Annotated in this window: 11 protein-coding genes; 7 read left to right on the forward strand and 4 right to left on the reverse strand. The window is 62.3% G+C overall.

Features of this window, described 5'->3' with window-relative positions; genetic code table 11:
• The first annotated feature begins 474 nt into the window (after positions 1 to 474).
• The gene (locus D2E22_RS10230; protein WP_164518513.1) at positions 475 to 2,175 is read left to right on the forward strand and encodes a sialate O-acetylesterase; all 1,701 of its coding nucleotides are present in this window, start codon (positions 475 to 477) and stop codon (positions 2,173 to 2,175) included.
• Between the two features lie 110 nt (positions 2,176 to 2,285).
• On the opposite strand, the gene glf is transcribed toward D2E22_RS10230, so the two are convergent.
• Positions 2,286 to 3,473 (reverse strand): UDP-galactopyranose mutase, encoded by a 1,188-nt coding sequence (glf, locus tag D2E22_RS10235; protein WP_126032980.1) that lies wholly within the window; start codon positions 3,471 to 3,473, stop codon positions 2,286 to 2,288.
• A 246-nt stretch (positions 3,474 to 3,719) separates the two neighbouring features.
• Between glf and D2E22_RS10240 the strand changes: the two genes are divergently transcribed.
• Positions 3,720 to 4,745, forward strand: coding sequence for a glycosyltransferase (locus D2E22_RS10240; protein WP_126032981.1), 1,026 nt, complete (start codon positions 3,720 to 3,722; stop codon positions 4,743 to 4,745).
• Between the two features lie 87 nt (positions 4,746 to 4,832).
• On the opposite strand, the gene D2E22_RS10245 is transcribed toward D2E22_RS10240, so the two are convergent.
• Positions 4,833 to 5,825 (reverse strand): glycosyltransferase, encoded by a 993-nt coding sequence (locus tag D2E22_RS10245; protein WP_126032982.1) that lies wholly within the window; start codon positions 5,823 to 5,825, stop codon positions 4,833 to 4,835.
• A 261-nt stretch (positions 5,826 to 6,086) separates the two neighbouring features.
• Here D2E22_RS10245 and D2E22_RS10250 point away from each other — a divergent pair, with 261 nt between their 5' ends.
• The 3 genes from D2E22_RS10250 (at position 6,087) to D2E22_RS10260 (ending at position 12,235) form a co-directional block, all read left to right on the forward strand.
• Complete coding sequence (locus D2E22_RS10250; RefSeq protein WP_241218405.1) at positions 6,087 to 8,609, forward strand: LTA synthase family protein; 2,523 nt, start codon at positions 6,087 to 6,089, stop codon at positions 8,607 to 8,609.
• A 69-nt stretch (positions 8,610 to 8,678) separates the two neighbouring features.
• The gene (locus D2E22_RS10255) at positions 8,679 to 10,709 is read left to right on the forward strand and encodes a glycosyltransferase (RefSeq protein WP_241218406.1); all 2,031 of its coding nucleotides are present in this window, start codon (positions 8,679 to 8,681) and stop codon (positions 10,707 to 10,709) included.
• Positions 10,710 to 11,149: 440 nt separating this feature from the next.
• Complete coding sequence (locus D2E22_RS10260; protein WP_126032983.1) at positions 11,150 to 12,235, forward strand: hypothetical protein; 1,086 nt, start codon at positions 11,150 to 11,152, stop codon at positions 12,233 to 12,235.
• 11 nt (positions 12,236 to 12,246) lie between these two features.
• On the opposite strand, the gene D2E22_RS10265 is transcribed toward D2E22_RS10260, so the two are convergent.
• Positions 12,247 to 13,563 (reverse strand): ABC transporter ATP-binding protein, encoded by a 1,317-nt coding sequence (locus tag D2E22_RS10265; RefSeq protein ID WP_126032984.1) that lies wholly within the window; start codon positions 13,561 to 13,563, stop codon positions 12,247 to 12,249.
• Entirely contained in the window at positions 13,564 to 14,400 is an 837-nt protein-coding gene (locus D2E22_RS10270) for an ABC transporter permease (protein ID WP_338142163.1), read from the reverse strand.
• Positions 14,401 to 14,583: 183 nt separating this feature from the next.
• Here D2E22_RS10270 and D2E22_RS10275 point away from each other — a divergent pair, with 183 nt between their 5' ends.
• Positions 14,584 to 16,509 carry a glycosyltransferase family protein gene (locus D2E22_RS10275; RefSeq protein ID WP_126032985.1) on the forward strand — a complete coding sequence of 642 codons (1,926 nt, stop codon included), beginning with the start codon at positions 14,584 to 14,586 and terminating at the stop codon, positions 16,507 to 16,509.
• Between the two features lie 234 nt (positions 16,510 to 16,743).
• Positions 16,744 to 17,433 (forward strand): hypothetical protein, encoded by a 690-nt coding sequence (locus D2E22_RS10280; RefSeq protein WP_126032986.1) that lies wholly within the window; start codon positions 16,744 to 16,746, stop codon positions 17,431 to 17,433.
• The last annotated feature ends 749 nt before the right edge of the window (positions 17,434 to 18,182 follow it).

The raw sequence follows: 18,182 nt of genomic DNA on the forward strand, positions 1-18,182 counted from the left end.
CACCACACAACCACAAAAAGGGTCGCATGATGAAGTAGTACAGTACACACTATTGAGTTCTCAAACCACCACACACAGCCAGATCACACCGGAACCCAGTCCCGAAGCTCACCAACCGGCAGCAAGAAGAAAACTTACACCACCCCCACCACAAACGCAACCCACAACCACAAAACCCAACAACCACAACACCTCCACGGCGTGTCGCAACCACACCAACACAACCACCAACACCCCAACAAACACCACCCACACCCAAAACACCACCCACACCAAACCCCACACCAACAAACACCACCAACGCAAACCACACCACCCACCAACGCAAACCACACCCAAGCGAACAACCCAACCACGAACCGCACCCGAGAGGATCGCATGGTGAGGAAACCGAGGAAACGGGGGCGCCCAAGGACGCCTACGCGGCATGGACGACTTCGACCCATCGTCAACTCGGTAGGTCACTATGGAGACATGAGCAGACAGCAGTCAGGGGAACCGAACAAGCCGGGCAGCCACACACCCGCCCCCGACGCGGAAACAGCCACCGCGGAACCGGGGAACACCACACTGCGCGCGCATTGGCGCGCCGCGATCGTCTGGGTCGTGCTGGCTGCCGTCGTCGCCATCGCCGCCATCGTGGTCGGCGTGCTGATGCGGACCGGCGCGGACGGCCGGCAAGGCGGCGAATCGGCGGTCGTCGCCACGCAGCACGGCAGCGGCATGACGGTCACACTGCCCGGCTACTACGGCGACAACATGGTTTTCCAACGCGACGCGCCGCTCACGGTGCGCGGTACCGTCAACCCAGCGTCGTCGTCGCATGCCGGCGACCGGACGCGCCGCGCCGCGTTCGATGACTTCAACGTGCGCGCTATCAGCGCCGACGGCACGAAGGAGGCGGTCACGCATGTGGGCGACGACGGCGCCTTCACCGCCGAGTTCACACCGACCGCAGGCTCGACGACGCCGTACGTCATCGAGTTCCGCGACGGTGCGACGCCGGTGCGTGTGCTCGCGAACGTCGTCTTCGGCGACGTCTTCCTCGCGGCCGGCCAGTCGAACATGGAGCTCAACGTCGACCAGTACTACGGCGACGCGGATGCGCAGCAGAGCAATCTCGGCGGCCGGTTCACGATGGCCGACCTGCCGGAACCGGTCGTCGACGCCGACGTGCGCTTCGTCGCCGCCGACCGTGTGGGAGGCGACGTCGGATTCCCGGCGCGCGCCGTCACGAACGGCCGCTGGCTGCCGGCGCAGGACGCGGAGCATGTGCGGGCGATGAGCCTGCTCGCGCAGCAGTTCGCCGCACGGGTGCGTCAGGCGCATCCGCGAATCCCGGTCGGCGTCGTGCAGACGGCATGGGGCGGCACCGGCATCGCGCGCCACGAAGCGGACGGCGACATCTACGCGAGCCACATCAAGCCGTTGCGCGGCCTGCGCCTCGCCGGCATCCTGTGGTATCAAGGCTGCAACGACGCCGCGCGCGCCGTGGACGCCAACGCCTACACGCAGCGGATGGTCGCGCTCATCAACCAGTACCGCGAGGATTTCGACGACGCCGACCTGCCGTTCCTCTACGTGCAGCTCGCGCGTTACGCGACGGACAAGGATTTCCGGGGCATCCGTCAGCGGCAGCTCGACGTGCTCGGCGACGAGGGGCTCGCGAACCGCGACCATGTCGCGATGACCGTCGCGATCGACACAGACAAGGGCACCGAGGCCGTCATCCATCCGCTCGGCAAGGACGTGCTCGGCGCGCGCATGGCCGCGCAGTGGCTCGCGATGGCGCACGACGAAGCGGTGCCGAACGGGCCGATCATCGAGAAGGCGACAGCGGTCGCGGTGAAGCCGGGCACGGTGCGGCTGCGCTTCGCCGATGGGACCGCCGACGCGCTCAACGTGCGCATGCCGAAACGCGACGTCGGCGCCGGCGTCGACGACATCGCGACGCCGGCGGACGGTGAGCCCGAAGGATTCGAGGTCGCCGGAGCCGACGGCGCCTTCGTGCCGGCGCGGGCGACGATCGAAGGCGACACCGTCGTGCTGCAGTCGGACGGCGTCGACGCGATCCGCTCCGTGCGCTACCTCTACGCGAACGATCCGCAGGCGCGACGGCTGCTGTACAACGATGCGCTGCCGGCGAGCCCCTTCGTCATCGACGTGACGCGTTGACGGCGGCGGAAAGCGCCGATGGGACCGGACGAAACACGAGGGCCGGGCATGATCCATCCCGGATCATGCCCGGCCCTCGCCGTCACGGCGGCGTCATGCCGAAGCGGCGCTCAGCGCTGCGCGAGCAGCGGCGCGACCTGGTTTTCGAAGGAGATCAGCGCCTGGTTGAACACCTGATCCATGTCGTAGTACGCGTAGGTGCCGAGGCGGCCGCCGAACACGACCTTCGGCTCGGCTTCGGCCTTCGCCTTGTACCGCGCATACAGCGCCTTGTCGTCATCGGTGTTGATCGGGTAGTACGGCTCGTCGTCGCGGTCGGCGAAGCGCGAGTACTCCTCCCAGACGACGGTCCTGTCCGGGTTCTGTTCGGCGGCGCGCTCCGGATTGAAGTTCTTGAACTCGATCGCGCGCGTGTACGGCACGTCGGCATCGGAGAAGTTCATGACCGGGCAGCCGAAATGGTCGCCCTCGTCGTAGCGCACTTCCTTGAAATCGACGGTACGCCACTTGAGCTCGCCGAGGTCGTAGTCGAAGTAGCGGTCGATCGGTCCGGTGTAGACGATCGGCACGCCCGCCTCGAGCAGCGCCTTCTTGTTGAGCGGCTGCGTCTCATCGAAGAAGTCGGTCTCAAGCTGCACGGTGATGCGCGGGTCGTCGATCATCCGCTCGAGCCAAGCCGTGTAACCGTCCGTCGGCAGACCCTCCCACGTGTCCTTGAAGTAGCGGTTGTTGTAGTTGAAGCGCACCGGCAGACGCTTGATGATGCTCGCCGGCAGCTCGCTCGCGTCGGTCTGCCACTGCTTGGCCGTGTAGTTCTTGATGAACGCCTCGTACAGCGGACGGCCGATCAGCGAGATGCCCTGGTCGTTGAGGTTCGCCGGATCGGTGCCGGCGAGCTCGCCCGCCTGCTCCTCGATGAGCGCCTTCGCCTGCGCCGGCGTGTAGTTCGCGCGGAAGAACTGGTTGATCGTGCCCAGATTGATCGGCAACGGGAACACCTCACCGTCATGTGTCGCGTAGACGCGGTGCACATAGTCGGTGAAGGTCGTGAAGCGGTTCACGTAATCCCAGACGCGTTCGTTCGACGTGTGGAACAGATGCGCGCCGTACTTGTGGATCTCGGCGCCGGTCTCCGGATCCATGTACGAGTAGGCGTTGCCTCCGATGTGGTCGCGCACGTCGATGATCGTCACATGCGCGCCGAGTTTCTCGACGGCCTGCTGCGCGATGGTCAGGCCGAAGATACCGGCGCCGACGATCACCAGGTCGGGCATGGCGTTGCGCTCGTTCGAGGTCATAGATGTCCTTCCGAAAAACATACGAATCGGTGACGTCCGCAACGCGTTGCCGCCGGGACGTCCCCGCTGCCGCGCCGTCGTGACAAGCCGCGGCGCACATTCGGCACCAGCTTAAAACGCGGTATGCACACGACGGGGCAACGTCGCGCGCATACCGCATGGGACTGCCGATTCCGCCGTCCGAGGCCGCCGGCTGCGCGCATAGGGCACGGCAGGCAGCCACGGCCGTGGTTTACGATAGGTTGCATGGACCAAACGGAACGCCGGGAGACGACGCCCCCCTTCACGCTGCTGATGGCGGTATACGGGGGTAATTCGTTGCGCGAGGTGGAGCGTTCCGTCCAGTCGAGCACGATCGAGCAGACGCTGCCGCCGTCGCAGGTCGTCATCGTACGCGACGGCGTCGTGCAGGATCCGGTGCAGCGCTATCTCGACACCTTGCAGTCGACGATGTCCGTGTGGTTCACCGCCGAGCATCCCGACATGCCGGTGCCCGAGGTGACGATCGTGCCGCTCGACGAGAATGGTGGCCTCGCGCATGCGCTCAACGTCGGCCTGCGATACTGCGCGTACGACATCGTCGCACGCGCCGACAGCGACGACGTCTCGCTGCCGCACCGTTTCGCGACGCTCATCCCGCTGTTCGTGCGCCGTTCGAACGCCGCGCATACGAACGCGCAGTCGCGTCGCCCGATCGACGTGATGGGCAGCGCGATTCGCGAGTTCAGCGACGACGAGGACGAACCGGGGCAGATCCGCATGCTGCCCGCCGAGGGATCCGACCTTGAGCGCTATGCGCGCATGCAGTCGCCGGTGCACCATCCGAGCGTCGTCTTCCGCAAGTCGGCGGTGCTCGACGCCGGCGGCTACCCCGAGGATTCCGGCCGGTTCGAGGATTACATGCTGTGGGAGCGGCTGATGCTCGCCCATGCGCAGTTCCTCAACGTGCCGCAGGCGCTCGTGCTGTACCGCACGAACGAAGCTGCCTACGAGCGCCGGGGCGGCGGCGAGATGTTCCGCGAGGAGCTGCGGCTGCAGTGGCGTTTCGTGCGCGACGGCTTCACGACGCCGTGGCAGTTCCTGCGCAACGTGTTCATCCGCGCCATCTATCGTGTGATTCCGACGCCGCTGCGCAAGCGCATGTACCGGTCGATGACGTCGCGGCACAACACCGAGATCGCCGCCTCACCGCAGCCGCCGCAGCCGCCGAAACGCGGCCGGCACAGCGCGGCGCCGCGCACACACGCCGACGACGCACAGTCCGCGCAGTGACGACCGCGCGCTGATGTCAACACGGTAACGTCAGCGCAGCGGCGGCGCCCATCAGCATCATCCGCACGCCGACGCCGCCGCCCGCGTTCAGACCTCGATCCGGTCGACGTACGTCGCGATCGGCGGGTAGACGTCGGCGAAGATCGCGCTGTTCGTCGCTGGCCTTGTCTTCCATCCGTCATGCCATCCGTCGCGCAGGCACTGCGTGATCTGCGCGCGGTCGCCGGCGCACAGCCATGTGAAGGCCCATCGGCGCACCGTCTTCAGCAGCAGCGTGAGCCTGCCGGCGATCGTGAAGTCGTCGCCGTGGAACCGGAACATCCAGATCTTGTTGCGGACCTCGTTGTAGAAGCGCGCGCCGGGATCGGCGTCGGAGGAGCCGAAGCGCTTCGTCTTGTGGACGACTTCGCTCGTCGGCACATAGTAGCCGATGCCGTTGCGCAGCAGCGCGCTCGTGTATTCGAAGTCGTCGTTCCACAGGAAGAACGCGCTGACCGGCAGCCGGTGCAGGCCGCGGACGGCTCCGGCGTTGATCAGGCAGGAGACGAAGGAGAGCGAACGCACCTGGAACGCGCCGTCGCGCATCGTGCGCGCGCCTTTCGCGAGCGCGGCGCGCGGATGCGGTCGGTTCATCCGATGTTCACGGCCGTCGACCCATACGGCCTTCGAGCCGAGGACCGTCGGCAGGCAGCCGTTCGTCTCGATGCACAGGTCGGAGGCGTCGAGCAGCGCGGCGAGCGCGCCAGGCGTCGGCACCGTGTCGTCGTCCATCACCCACAGGTAGTCGGCGACGCCGGGCGCCGGCGGCTTCTTGCCCATGCCCCGGCCCACCGCATAGGCGATGCCGGCGCAGAAGCCGCCGGCGCCGCCGAGGTTCTCCGGCAGTCCGATGACCTTGGTGGCGATCGGCGAATGTTCGGCGAAGTCGTGGGCGATCCGGCGTGCGCCGTCGGTGCTCGCATTGTCGACGATGATGATACGGTCGGGCCGGCGCGTCTGGTCGAGGATGCCGTCGAGGCACTCTTCGAGCAGCTGCGCGCGGTTGTAAGAGACGACGACCGCGGTCACTGAGTATTGCATAGCCGCCATTATATGGGCGGCATGGGCCGGCGGATCGCCCGCGGGGACGAGGCGACCGCAGCGGCGGCGCGGATGGTCATCGGGGGGGCCGCTCATCAACCGGCGCCGGTACAATGACCTGTCGTGAAGCGGGAACGCGGTGGCGTCGCGACACCGTGCGCCCCGTCTGCGGAGCGTGGTGTGGGGCGCCGTTCCCTTGATGCCGTTTGCCGCATGCGGTGTTCCAGCCGTTGCGATCCTGTTCAGAAAGGCCCAAGCACGATGCGTGATTCCGAGCTGCCGAAGGCGACGAGCCAATGTTCCGACGCCGCGGACGAGACCGCCGTCGAGGTCGAGGGCGTCGAGATCATCGATCTGGACGCCGTCGACGCGACGACCGTCGGCGAAACGACGGCGGACGCCGACGGAGAGCATGCCGTCGCTGCGGACGCTGCAAACGACGGCACCGCGACCGACGACGACGCAGACGACGACATGTCCGCCGCGGCGACCGATGAGGTGGACCGCGCATCCGAAGACGCCGCGGACGCCGATGCGACGGACGCCGCCGCAACCGGGACCGCGGAACCCGACGAATCCGCAAAACCCGACGCCGAAGACACGGACGCCGGCGCTTCCGACGACACGACCAATCCGGCGTCCGCAGCGGCCGCGGCGGGCGGCTTCCATCCGATCAAGACGGTCAAACGGCAATGGGGGCGTTTCACCGATACGAAGTTCTACCGGATCTGGAGCAAGCGTCCGAAATTCTCGTACGGCGCGTATCTGTGCGTCGCATTCGCGCTTGTGCTCGTCGCCGACATGATGCTGCTGTGGAGCATCGACACGAAGCACATGTACGATCCCGAGCTCAAGCGTTCGTTCCTCCGCCAGATCCTCGACAGCTCGTACCACAGCCTGTCGTCGGCGGCCGGCATCCTCAACTTCTTCGCGCTCGCGATGATCTACCTCGTGTGCGTGACCGTCATCAACCGCTTCTGGGTCGGCACAGCCGTCTTCGGCGCGTTCGCCGGCGTCTACGCCTTTGCCTGCAAGATCAAGTACGCGATGCGCACCGAGCCGATCCTGCCTTCCGATCTGGGCTTCCTCGGCGGCGGGGGCGGCGGCGAGAACGTCGCGTCCTTCGTCACCGACGAGTACAGGCCGATCATCGACCACGGCGTGCCGCTGATAGTCTGGTTCGTCGTCATCTGCATCGTGCTGCAGTTCCTCGACCGCCGGCGCGCGTTCATCCACTGTTCGTGGCTCCACCCGATCAAGAACGTGAAGAACGTCTTCGGCAACATCTGCCGTATCCTTGCACCGGTGATGAGCGTCTGGCTGATCGTCGGCTACGCCGGCGGCCTGTCGTCGGCGCATTCGCGGATCCGTGAGTTCGTCAACCAGATCGGCTACTCCCCGATCATCTGGAACGTCGGCGACGACGCGCGCGCGAACGGCGCCGCGACGACCTTCCTGTCGCTCACGCGCGTCAAGGCGATGGAGGAGGAGCCCGGCTACGACGAGGCGATGATGCAGACGATCAACGACCGCTACGCGAAGCAGGCGCAGGAGATCAACGCCGAACGCGACGCGACGCTCACCGACACGACCGTCATCAACGTGCTCTCGGAGACCTTCTCCGACCCGAACCGCGTCCCCGGCGTCCACTTCAACGTCGACCCGATGCCGAACGTGCGCGCGCTCGGCGAAGTCGCGACGAGCGGCCTGATGCTGTCGCCCGGCTACGGCGGCGGCACCGCCAACATCGAGTTCCAGCAGATGACCGGCCTGTCGATGGCCAACTTCAACGGGTCGCTGCTCTCCCCGTACCAGCAGCTGCTGCCGACGCGTCCGGAGGTGTTCTCCTTCAACCAGATGTGGAACGACGCCTGCGGCTCCGACTCCTGCTCGGTCGGCTTCCACCCGTTCCTGCAACGCTTCTACCTGCGCAACGCGAACTACAGGAAGTTCGGCTTCTCCCATCTGTACACGCTCGACAGCGACCCGAAGATCGCGCACGCCGGCACCTATCAGGGCCAGAGCGGCAAGTCGGACACCGTCACCGACGAGCAGGCGTACCGCAACGTCATCGACGAGGTGAAGGCGAACGCGGCCGCGGACAAGCCGGCGCAGTTCATCGAACTCGTCACGATGCAGAACCACGCGCCGTATCCGGGAATCTACGGCGACGAGAACGAGTTCTTCGCCGCGAACGAATCGTCGGTGCCGGACGGAGAGAAGGACGTCATCGCCAACTATGCGAAAGGCCTGCAGCGCACCGACGAGGCGACGAAGCAGTTCCTCGACGAGCTCGACGCGATCGACAAGCCGATCACCGTCGTCTTCTACGGCGACCATCTGCCCGGCATCTACACGACCGCCGTCAACGACCCGAAGAACAGTCTCGCGCTGCACGAGACGGATTACTTCATCTGGTCGAACAAGGCGTCCGCGGCGCACGACGCGAAACTGCCGGCGGCCGATGCGGCGTATTCGTCGTCGAACTATTTCATGGCGCAGACGGCGCAGCAGCTCAACGCGCGCGTCTCGCCGTACCTCGCGCTGCTCACCGAACTGCACAAAGAGATCCCTGCGCTGTCGCGCGCCGTGACGAATGGCGGCACCTGGTCGGCCGACGCGTCGGTCACCTATCTCGACGCCGAAGGCAAGGAGATGGACCCGAAGCAGTTCTCGAAGAAGGCGAAGCAGCTGCTCGACGACTACCGCATCGTGCAGTACGACATGATGATGGGCAAGAACTATCTGCACGCCATGGGATTCATGGACCTGCCGAAGCAGTGAGCGAGCCGGCGGCCGTCGGTGGCGGTGTTCCGCCGCCGACGGCCGCCTCCCCTACTACTATGGGCGGGTATGGCAGTGACTCTTTCGCAACAGCACGACGACCGGCACGATGAGCGCAATTGGGAGACCGTCGACCGCGTCGTGTTCCCGACGACCGACGCGGACATGACGATGCCGCTGTACGCGATCGCATGGACGCGTCCGGTGCTCAGCGACGACGTCGTCAACGCGTTCGCTGATTTCTATTCGCTCGACTTCGCCGCGATGAACGAGGCGGACGTGCGCCGGCTGCTCAACGCAAGCCGACGCACGTCCGCGGACACGTCGTCGCAGGTGTTCTCGGTCGACGGCCGCACCGCCGTCACCGTGCACGCGGGCCGTCATGCGTCGTTCTGCACGTATTTCAACGCGTTCCCGGCGAGCTACTGGCGCCGTTGGACGAAGGTGGATTCGGTCCGCTTCACCGCCGACGTGCGAGGCACCGGCATGCTGCAGTTGATGCGCTCCACCGGCCGCGGCCTGATCCACCCGGTGCGGGAGATACCGGTCGACGCGCCGGACAAGGCGACGACGGTGAGCGTCGACATCACGATGGACGGGCTGCTCGACGGCGGCTTCTTCTGGTTCGACGCGAAGGCGGACATCGACGCCGAACTGCACATCGCCGATGCGCGGTGGGCGGTGCCGCGATCGGCGCGCCGCGAGGCCGAAACACGACCGTTCTCGATCGCGATCGCCACGTTCAACCGCGCCCCCTACTGCCTGCGCCAGCTGCGCGCGATCGCCGCCGACGGCAACGTGCGCGCGCGCCTCGACACGATCTACTGCACCGACCAGGGCACCGACCATGTCTGCGACCAGCCGGGGTTCTCGGAGGTGAGCGCCGCGCTCGGCGACCAGCTCACCTACATCCAGCAGGCGAACCTCGGCGGCTCCGGCGGCTTCTCTCGCGGCATGTTCGAAACGCTCAAGGCCGGGCGCGCCGCCTACACGATGCTGCTCGACGACGACGCGATCAGCGAGCCGGAATCGGTCATCCGCGCCGTGCAGTTCGCCGACTACTGCTCGACGCCGACGATCGTCGGCGGAGGCATGCTGCATCTCGACAACCGCACCGTCATGTATGCGCAGGGCGAGCGATTCGACAAGACCGAGGTGCGCATGTTCCCGTGCGTCGGCGCCGAATACAACCATGACTACGCGCAGTTCCCGCTGCGCGACTGCCCGAAGCTGCACCGTCGTTTCGACGCCGATTTCAACGGCTGGTGGCTGTGTCTGGTCCCGACCGCAGTCATGGAGGAGATCGGCCTGTCGATGCCGGCCTTCATCAAATTCGACGACATCGAATACGGTCTGCGCGCCAAGGAGCACGGCTACGCCACGGTGAGCCTGCCGGGAGTCGCGGTATGGCATCAGGCCTGGCATGACAAGGATCCGGGACGTTCCTGGGAGGAGTATTTCAACAACCGCAACCGCTGGGTCTGCGCGCTGCTGCACATCGACCGTCCGAAGTGGCAGATGATGTACCAGATGGCCTACGGCGACGCGAACCTGGGACTGCGGCTTGTCTACTCCGGCGTCAAACTGCGGCATCTGGCGATGCGCGACGTCATGCGCGGACCGCAGTACATGATCGATGCGCTGCCGACGGCGTTGGCCACGGCCCGCGAGGCGCGCCGCGGCTTCAGTGACACCGATACGCGCGCGAACATCACCGATTTCCCCGAGGCGACGGTCGAATACGAGCCGCACGGCAAGCCGAAAAGCAAACAGCAGGTGCAGCAGGAATGCTTCCGCGCCGTCTTCGAATCGCTGACGACGAACCGCGACGGCACGGCGGACAAGCGCCCGCAGCGCGCGATCACGGCCAAGGACGCCACATGGCGTGCGTTCCGCGGGGCGTCGTCGGTGCTCGTGACGTCGGCGGACGGCAATTCGGCCGCTTGGTGCCGGCGCGACAACGCGTTGTTCCGCAAGCAGTTCAAGCGCGGACTGTTCCTGTCCAAGGAGTTCTTCAAGCGATGGGACCGGCTGGCCGCCGACTACAAGGCCGCGAATCTCGGCAGCGTCGCGATGTGGGAGCGGATCTTCCGCGGCTGAGGGCGCACTCCGGGCCTGTTGCGATCATCCCCGTGCCCAGACGCGCACGAGGTGATTGCAACAGGGCTGCGTAGCGAACACGCCGATGGTAGCGACCGGTTCGGATGATCGCAATGGGCCCAGAACGTTTCAATCCCCTCATAGACGGTGGAATAGCGGCACCTAGCTTATACTTGAAGAATGGACCTTAAAGGCAAGCGCGTACTCATCACCCATCCATTGATTTCGGAAATCATGGGCTCAACGGTCGTCTGTGTTCAGGTTGCCGAGGCATTACAACATTTGGGCGCTGACGTGCTTGTTCTCTCTTCATCCTTCACAGAACCGGCGCGGGCTATGTTTGAAAGCCGTGGTATCCCCGTAGTCATCGACGAGAAGCAGCACTACAGCATCTATGACTATGATTATGTTATGTATGGATTCATTCACAGTTGCTCCCCATGTCCTTCGTTGATCAGCTTCAGCAGATCAACGAACATGGCATACCAGCCGGGAAAAAACCGGCTGCATTTATCTATAACCATATGTCAGCCGTGGATTATGCGCCAGGCGAGCAGCCGTACATCATGTCATTGGAAGAAAGCACCGCATCGCTTGAGGTCTTTGTCTCCGAGGAGTGTAAAGAGAAGTTGCAACCCTTCTACCAAAAGTCCCTCAACCATGCTGTTCCCCAGCGTATTTTCGCGAATCCTGCCCCCTCGGCCTTTAATACAATTGCCCCAATTCCCACTGCCATCGATACACCACAGCGCATCGCCATCATATCCAACCATGTACCTGATGAGCTGCTCAAGGCCCAGCGACTGCTGGAAGAGCAAGGCATCACCACTGATATCATCGGCAAGCAAGGGACGGTAGAGGAGGTTACACCCGCCGTATTGGAACGGTACGACGCAATTATCACTATAGGGAAGACCGTCCAGTATTGCCTTTGTGCCGGCAAGCCTGTATACATATATGATCAATTCGGCGGATTCGGATATTTGGACTCTGATAATTTCCAAATATGCTCCGCGCTCAACTTTTCCGGCCGAGGAGGCCAACGCCTCACTGCGGAGTATATTGCCCATGACGTCGTGAACTCATACACAGACGCAGTAAAGTACTATCAATCTCATCGCAATCAATGGCAAAAAGATTACAACATTGAAGAAGCACTTATAGATTTACTTACTAACGTTCAACCTCGTAGCGAAATACAATTTCCGTTTGGAGGTTATTATTTGACGCTTGCATCACAGATGCGTTTTGCATGGAGATTCTATCGCTATTGGGATTATGAGATATGGGTCAATCACCGCAAGGACGAGCTTGAAGCCACACAAGCCTCTCTGGAAGAGGAACTACTCTCCGCCGGCAAACATGCACACGAATTAGAACAAGAGGTCAAGCAACAGCAGTCCAGAATCAGCGAGCTTGACCGTCTTGTTCAGTGCGTCTATGATTCGACGAGCTACCGTATGGGCCACGCAATCGTTAAGCCCATACATACGCTCGTCAATAAGCTTGCCACAATCCGGCGATAACGATAATATGATTATCGCTGCTCAATCTCAACAAACTCCAAAGATCGATCATTGATAAGAGCATAACTATCCTTGTTATCCTTGTCTCGTATAACGAATGTGCAAGAATTATCGTCAAGTGCTACCGCCACGGCATCTGTCATTGCGTCATCACCCGGCGTAGGAGTACGCAACGAAGCAATCAAACGGAATTCGCCGTCATTAAACAGATTCAATGGTATTTCAAATATTGCGGTATGATGCCCGCGATGCTTCATCTTAAAACGTTTTGGGCCTGAATCGAATGTTATACCGCCGCGACGAATATCATTCATCGCAATAGCGATATAAAAATCTTCTGGTTCATCATACTGATATTCCACCGCGAAGCGGAAACGATCACTCGTTGTACACATGGGTGATGATATCGCGTATGTTCGGAGCAACGGGCAACGTGCATTCAAACCATTAGGATAGGCGTTGGGATCATTTGCGATACGCGCACGCTCCTGTTCCTTCTTGCGCTTCTCCGCCTCGAGATTATCTAGCGTATAACGCTCAGCGACGCTTTCCTTGTCGCCAATTACTGCAACCTCGCCGTCCTGGATGAACATCGCGCGCGTGCAGTAGCGTTTGACGGCGCTCATGTCATGGGTGACGAGGATGACGGTCTTCGTCGGGTCCTGGCGCACCTTCGTGAAGTAGTCGTCGCATTTGCGCTGGAACGCCTCGTCACCCACCGCAAGCACCTCGTCGAGCACGAGGATGTCGCCCTGCGCCTTGATAGCCACCGAGAACGCGAGGCGCACCTGCATGCCGCTCGAATAGTTCTTGAGCTTCTGGTCCATGAAGTCCTCAAGCTCGGCGAATTCGACGATGTCGTCGTACATCGCGTCGACCTCCTCGGGCGTGAAACCAAGCAGCGCGCCGTTGAGATAGACGTTTTCGCGGCCGGTGAGCTCCGGGTTAAAGCCCACGCCGAGTTCGATGAACGGCACGAGCTTGCCCTCCACATGCACCGAGCCGCTGTTCGGATAGTAGATCCGCGAGATGATCTTGAGCAGCGTCGACTTGCCGCCGCCGTTGCGGCCGACGATGCCAAAGAACTCACCGCGGTGCACCTGGAACGTCACGTCCTTGAGCACCTGCTGCTTCTTGTAGCCCTTGATGCCCTTCGTCCAGTTGATGAACGCCTGCTTGAGGCCGCTCGCCTGTTCGGTCGGCAGCTTGAACCATTTCTCCACATGGCTCACGTCGAGCACGACCGGCTGCTCCATGTAGTTGTCAATCGTGACGATCTGCGCGGCTTCGTCGGCCGCGGCGTCATGCTGTTCGATTGCCTGCGTCAATTACATCACCTCCGCGAATCGACGGCTGTTCCTCCGGAAGACGTACACGCCGAACCACAGCAGCAGCACGGTGATCGCGACCGGGATAAGCTTCACCCACCATGAGCCGAAAGTGTTCCAGACCGTCGGCTGCGTCGCCGGCGCGATGAAGTTGTGGCGGATGTCCTGGATCGTCTGCGCGATCGGGTTCATCAGCTCGAGATTGGCGATCGCGCTGTATTCGGGGTGCTTCTCGGTGATGAAGCTCAACGGGTAGATGATCGGCATCGCGTAGAAGATGATCTGCTGCAGCACCTCCCAGATGTGCAGCACGTCGCGGTAGAACACGTAGAATGTGGCGAGCATCAGCGCAAGCGCGAGCGCGATGATGTACAGTTCGAGCACGTTGAGCGGCAGCCATAGCACGCGCCACGTGAACTCAACGCGCATGAAGATCGCGAAGATGAGCACGACGACGTAGTTGATGGCGAGCGAGATCAGCGAGCCGATCGATGCGGAAACGACGACGATGTAGTTCGGGAAATGCACTTTGCGCAGCAGGTCGCCGCGGTCGACGATCGAGCGCAGGCCGATGCCCACCGTCTCGGTGACAAACTGCCATGAGCTGATGCCGAGCAGCAGCACGACCGGGAAGGTCGGCGTGCCGTCGGTCATGCGCATGAACTTCGCGAACACGACGTACATGACGGCGAACAGCATCAGCGGCTTGAGCACCGACCATGCCACGCCGAGGAACGATCCCTGGTAGCGCATTTTGAAATCGGTCTTCACCAGGCCGCGCAACACGGTCATGGCGTATCCGTAGCGGTCCTTCAACCGTTGCTTCAACGTATTCACTCGCACCTTCTTCGTTTCGGGTCCAGTCGCTTCATTGTAGCCGTGCCACGGCGCCAGCGTATGCGACCATCATAGGAGGCCGCCTCGGCAGCGGCGGTCCACCCTCGGCGGATCGGTACCTTTTTCGCTGCACGGACTATGCTGAAGCGTGATTGAAGGCTGCAAACGACCAAGTGAGGACCCATGTCATCGATTCGATTCGCGAACGTGCTGCTGGAGACGAAGCCGCGTGCGCTGAGCTATCCCACGATGTATTACCACACCGACCAGCTGCTGACGCCGGATCCGCGCACGGGCGACTGGACGATCGCGGGCGCCGGCACCGTCGATTTCACGACGTACTTCAACGCGCTGTCCGTGCTCAAGCTGCTCAAGTACACGCGAGCGACGGCGTTCCGCCTGCACATCGACGTCAAGAGCGCGAAGCCGGTCACGTTGAAGCAGACGCGCGCCGAGCGTCTGTCGATGCAGCCGCAGCTTGTCGAATCGGTCACGGCCAACGTGCCCGGCGACAACAAGTGGCATGAGGTGACGCTCGACATCACGACCGACCCTACGACCGTCATCGCCGGATTCCAGATCGCCACGCAGGCGAAGACAACGATCCGCAACGGCTGGTATGAGGTCGAGTTCGACGGCGATCCGCGTGACGTCGAACTGGCGATCGCGACGACGACGTTCCGCAAGGAGAAGTTCATCGAACGCAACATCGCGCTTGTGAAGACCGAGCTGCTCGGCTCCGACTACGACATCGCCAAGCATCTGACGATGCATGTCATCGACAACGGCAGCACGCTCGACGCGGCCGCGCTGAGCGACGACCATGTGACGGTCACGCCGAACGAGAACGTCGGGGGCGCCGGCGGCTTCGCGCGCGGCATGATCGAGTCGCTTGAGCAGTCGACGCCGGCGACGCATGTGCTGCTGATGGACGACGACGTCGAGGTCTCGCCGGAAAGCATCCTGCGCACCTACAACCTGCTGCGCATCGTCAACGACGAATACGCCGAGGCCTTCGTCTCCGGCGCGATGCTCAACATCGAGGACACGCAGGACCAGAAGGAGGACACCGGCTTCATCTCGACCTACGACGGCTCGTGCGTGCCGGCGAAGCCACCGCTGCAGGTGACGAAGTTCGTCGATGTCGTGTACAACGAGTGCTACGACGAGCAGCTGAGCGTGCCCGCGGACGCGCACCGCTACGCCGCCTGGTGGTACTGCGTGATCCCGACGGCCGTCATCGAGCGCAACGGCCTGCCGCTGCCGGTCTTCGTGCGCTTCGACGACGTCGAGTACGGCATCCGCTGCAATCCGAAGTTCATGACGATGAACGGCATCTGCGTGTGGCATGCGAAGTTCGACATCCGCTACAACGCCGGCGTCGAACGCTACCAGACGATCCGCAACCAGATGATCGGGCAGATGACGACCGGCCTCGTGCCCGACACGAAGACGATGCTGCACAGTCTGCACCATATGGTCGATCTCGAGTGCCGCAAGTTCAACTACACCGACGCCGAGCTCGCGCTGCAGGGCTTCGAGGACTTCCTCAAGGGGCCGAAGTTCATCATGCAGCCGGTCGCGCAGGAATGCTTCATGCGCGCCAACCGCGAGAAGGAGCAGCTCGTGTCCTTCGATGAGCTGCGTGCGCAGGCCGAGCAGCTGGGCATCACCGATTTCGATCCGGACATGCTCACCCGTCAGGTCATCGACTTCGACGAGCCGCGCACGCTCAAGCAGCGCGCGTTCGATTATCTGACGCACAACGGCCAGCGGTTCGGCACAGGATCGCTTGTCGTGAAGAAGTTCGACGGCAAGGACGGCGGCGCCGGTGACCGCGTCGAATACACGGTCATCCCGAGCGCCGGATGGCTGTATCCGGCCGGCATGATCCACAACGAGAACATCATCGTCGCGATCGATTGGGCGACACGCAAGGGCGTCATCCGCGTCAAGGACGTCAAGCGCTATCAGGAGGTGCAGAAACGCTACAAGCGCGATCTGGCCTACTACAAGAAGCACGCCGACCGCCTGTCGCGTGAATATCTGGCGGCGGCCCCGCGGATGGAATCGGTCGGGTTCTGGAAGGCCTATCTGCAGATGGACTGAGGCGGCCCGATGAGACCGCGATGATACTGAGGGGTGCCGATCGACTGACGGTCGGCACCCCTCCGGTCTATGCGGCGCCGGATGGGGAGTTAAGTGGCCCTTTCTCAAATTCCTATGTTCTGAATTAGGCAAAATATGACTTCTTGTAGGCGCTTCCACCATGGGCTCTGCGCTTTGTTTCCTGATATTCTGGAATAGAAGAAGTTTGATCTTCCAGATGCAAAGGGGCATTCCATGGAAAGACAAGGGACTTTCAAGCATAGGTTGAGGTTGATATTGGCCAGCGTTCTTTCGCTGATCATGGTGGGCGTGATATTGCCCGCCACATCGGCAAACGCGATTGAAGCCTCCCCTGCAGGCGACTGTATCGTCTCCGGCGATATCGAAGTAGACCATGAATTGCAGGCAAATTTGGACAAGATAATGTCTGTCCTGCCATACTTCCGCTTCACGGAGGATGGGCAACAGTTGGACATGACACTTTCCCGCGAGGACCTGCAAACACAATTCGGGTTCACCGATGACCAGTATGAGTTTTTGTCGCAAAAGGTGCTTCACCCAGACATTGACGCTCATGCCACAGTGGGTACAGGCAAGCAGAAAACAGGGATGGCCACGATGCGACGCGCCATGGCCGGATGTTCCGGAGTGTACATGTCATACGTGGATTTGACCGCTGGATTTGCCGCAGCCCTGTTTGCGGCCTCACAGGTCAGCCCGGCGGCTCTGGCGGCAGCATTCACCGCTTTGTCCTCAGTGTTCGGAGGTCCGGTTGGCGCAGCGGCAGCAGCGGGAATCGGCCTTCTGGGCGCCTCGTTCTTCGCGGACCTCGGAGCCAAGATCGTTGGTGCCGTCGCCAAACGCAAGGGGGTATGCGTGACCGCGCGGTGGGGTTGGCCGCCTCTGCAATCCGAAATCAGATGATGCGACCCACGGACAAGCCAACGCCCCTGGCGCCAAGCCCGCGACAGAACGAACAGATTCCAATCCCCCTACTGATCGTCTGCTGTGGCTTTGCTACATGTTTGGCAGGCGAGCTGGGTTCACAGTCTAGTGGCCACACCGTGTATGCAATCGTGTACCTCGTGGGCCTTGTAACCTGTCTGACGACGCTGACATACCAGTGCTGGAGGGCTGACCGCAAAACGTTGGCGACGCTTCTACCGGCGCTGCTGCTGCCACTGTGCATCGTGCTGTGGCGTAACTGCGATCTAACCCGCATGCTCCTGTGGCTGTATTACGCGACCTGGTGCATGTGGACAGCCTACCAATCGACAAAGCGAGCCAACTCGGACTAACCACATGTTTTTCACCGCCTTACCGCAGAGGCGGTGAAAAACATCTCTCCTCACGCCTTTTACAGCAGAGGTGTCTTAGTCGAACAGTGGTCTGCTACCACGACGGACGCATCAAGCTCCAATACGGCACCAGCGTCACCAAACGACGACGCAGACTGGGCCTCATGGCATAATCAGGATAGCGACGACGCAGTCCAACCTTTCCGCACCACCTCACGCCGCATAAGACACATATTCTGTCACTTAACCGGCTCTTCCCTTTTTAGTGTGTAAGGATGTCTTTGATTCTTCCGGAGTGGATGAGGCTTCGTTGGCGGTAGTGTTCGAAGTTGTCGAATCCCATGGCGATGCCGCGCAGGGTCTCGAGGCGGCCGT

Source organism: Bifidobacterium castoris (assembly GCF_003952025.1).
Classification (GTDB): Bacteria; Actinomycetota; Actinomycetes; order Actinomycetales; family Bifidobacteriaceae; genus Bifidobacterium; species Bifidobacterium castoris.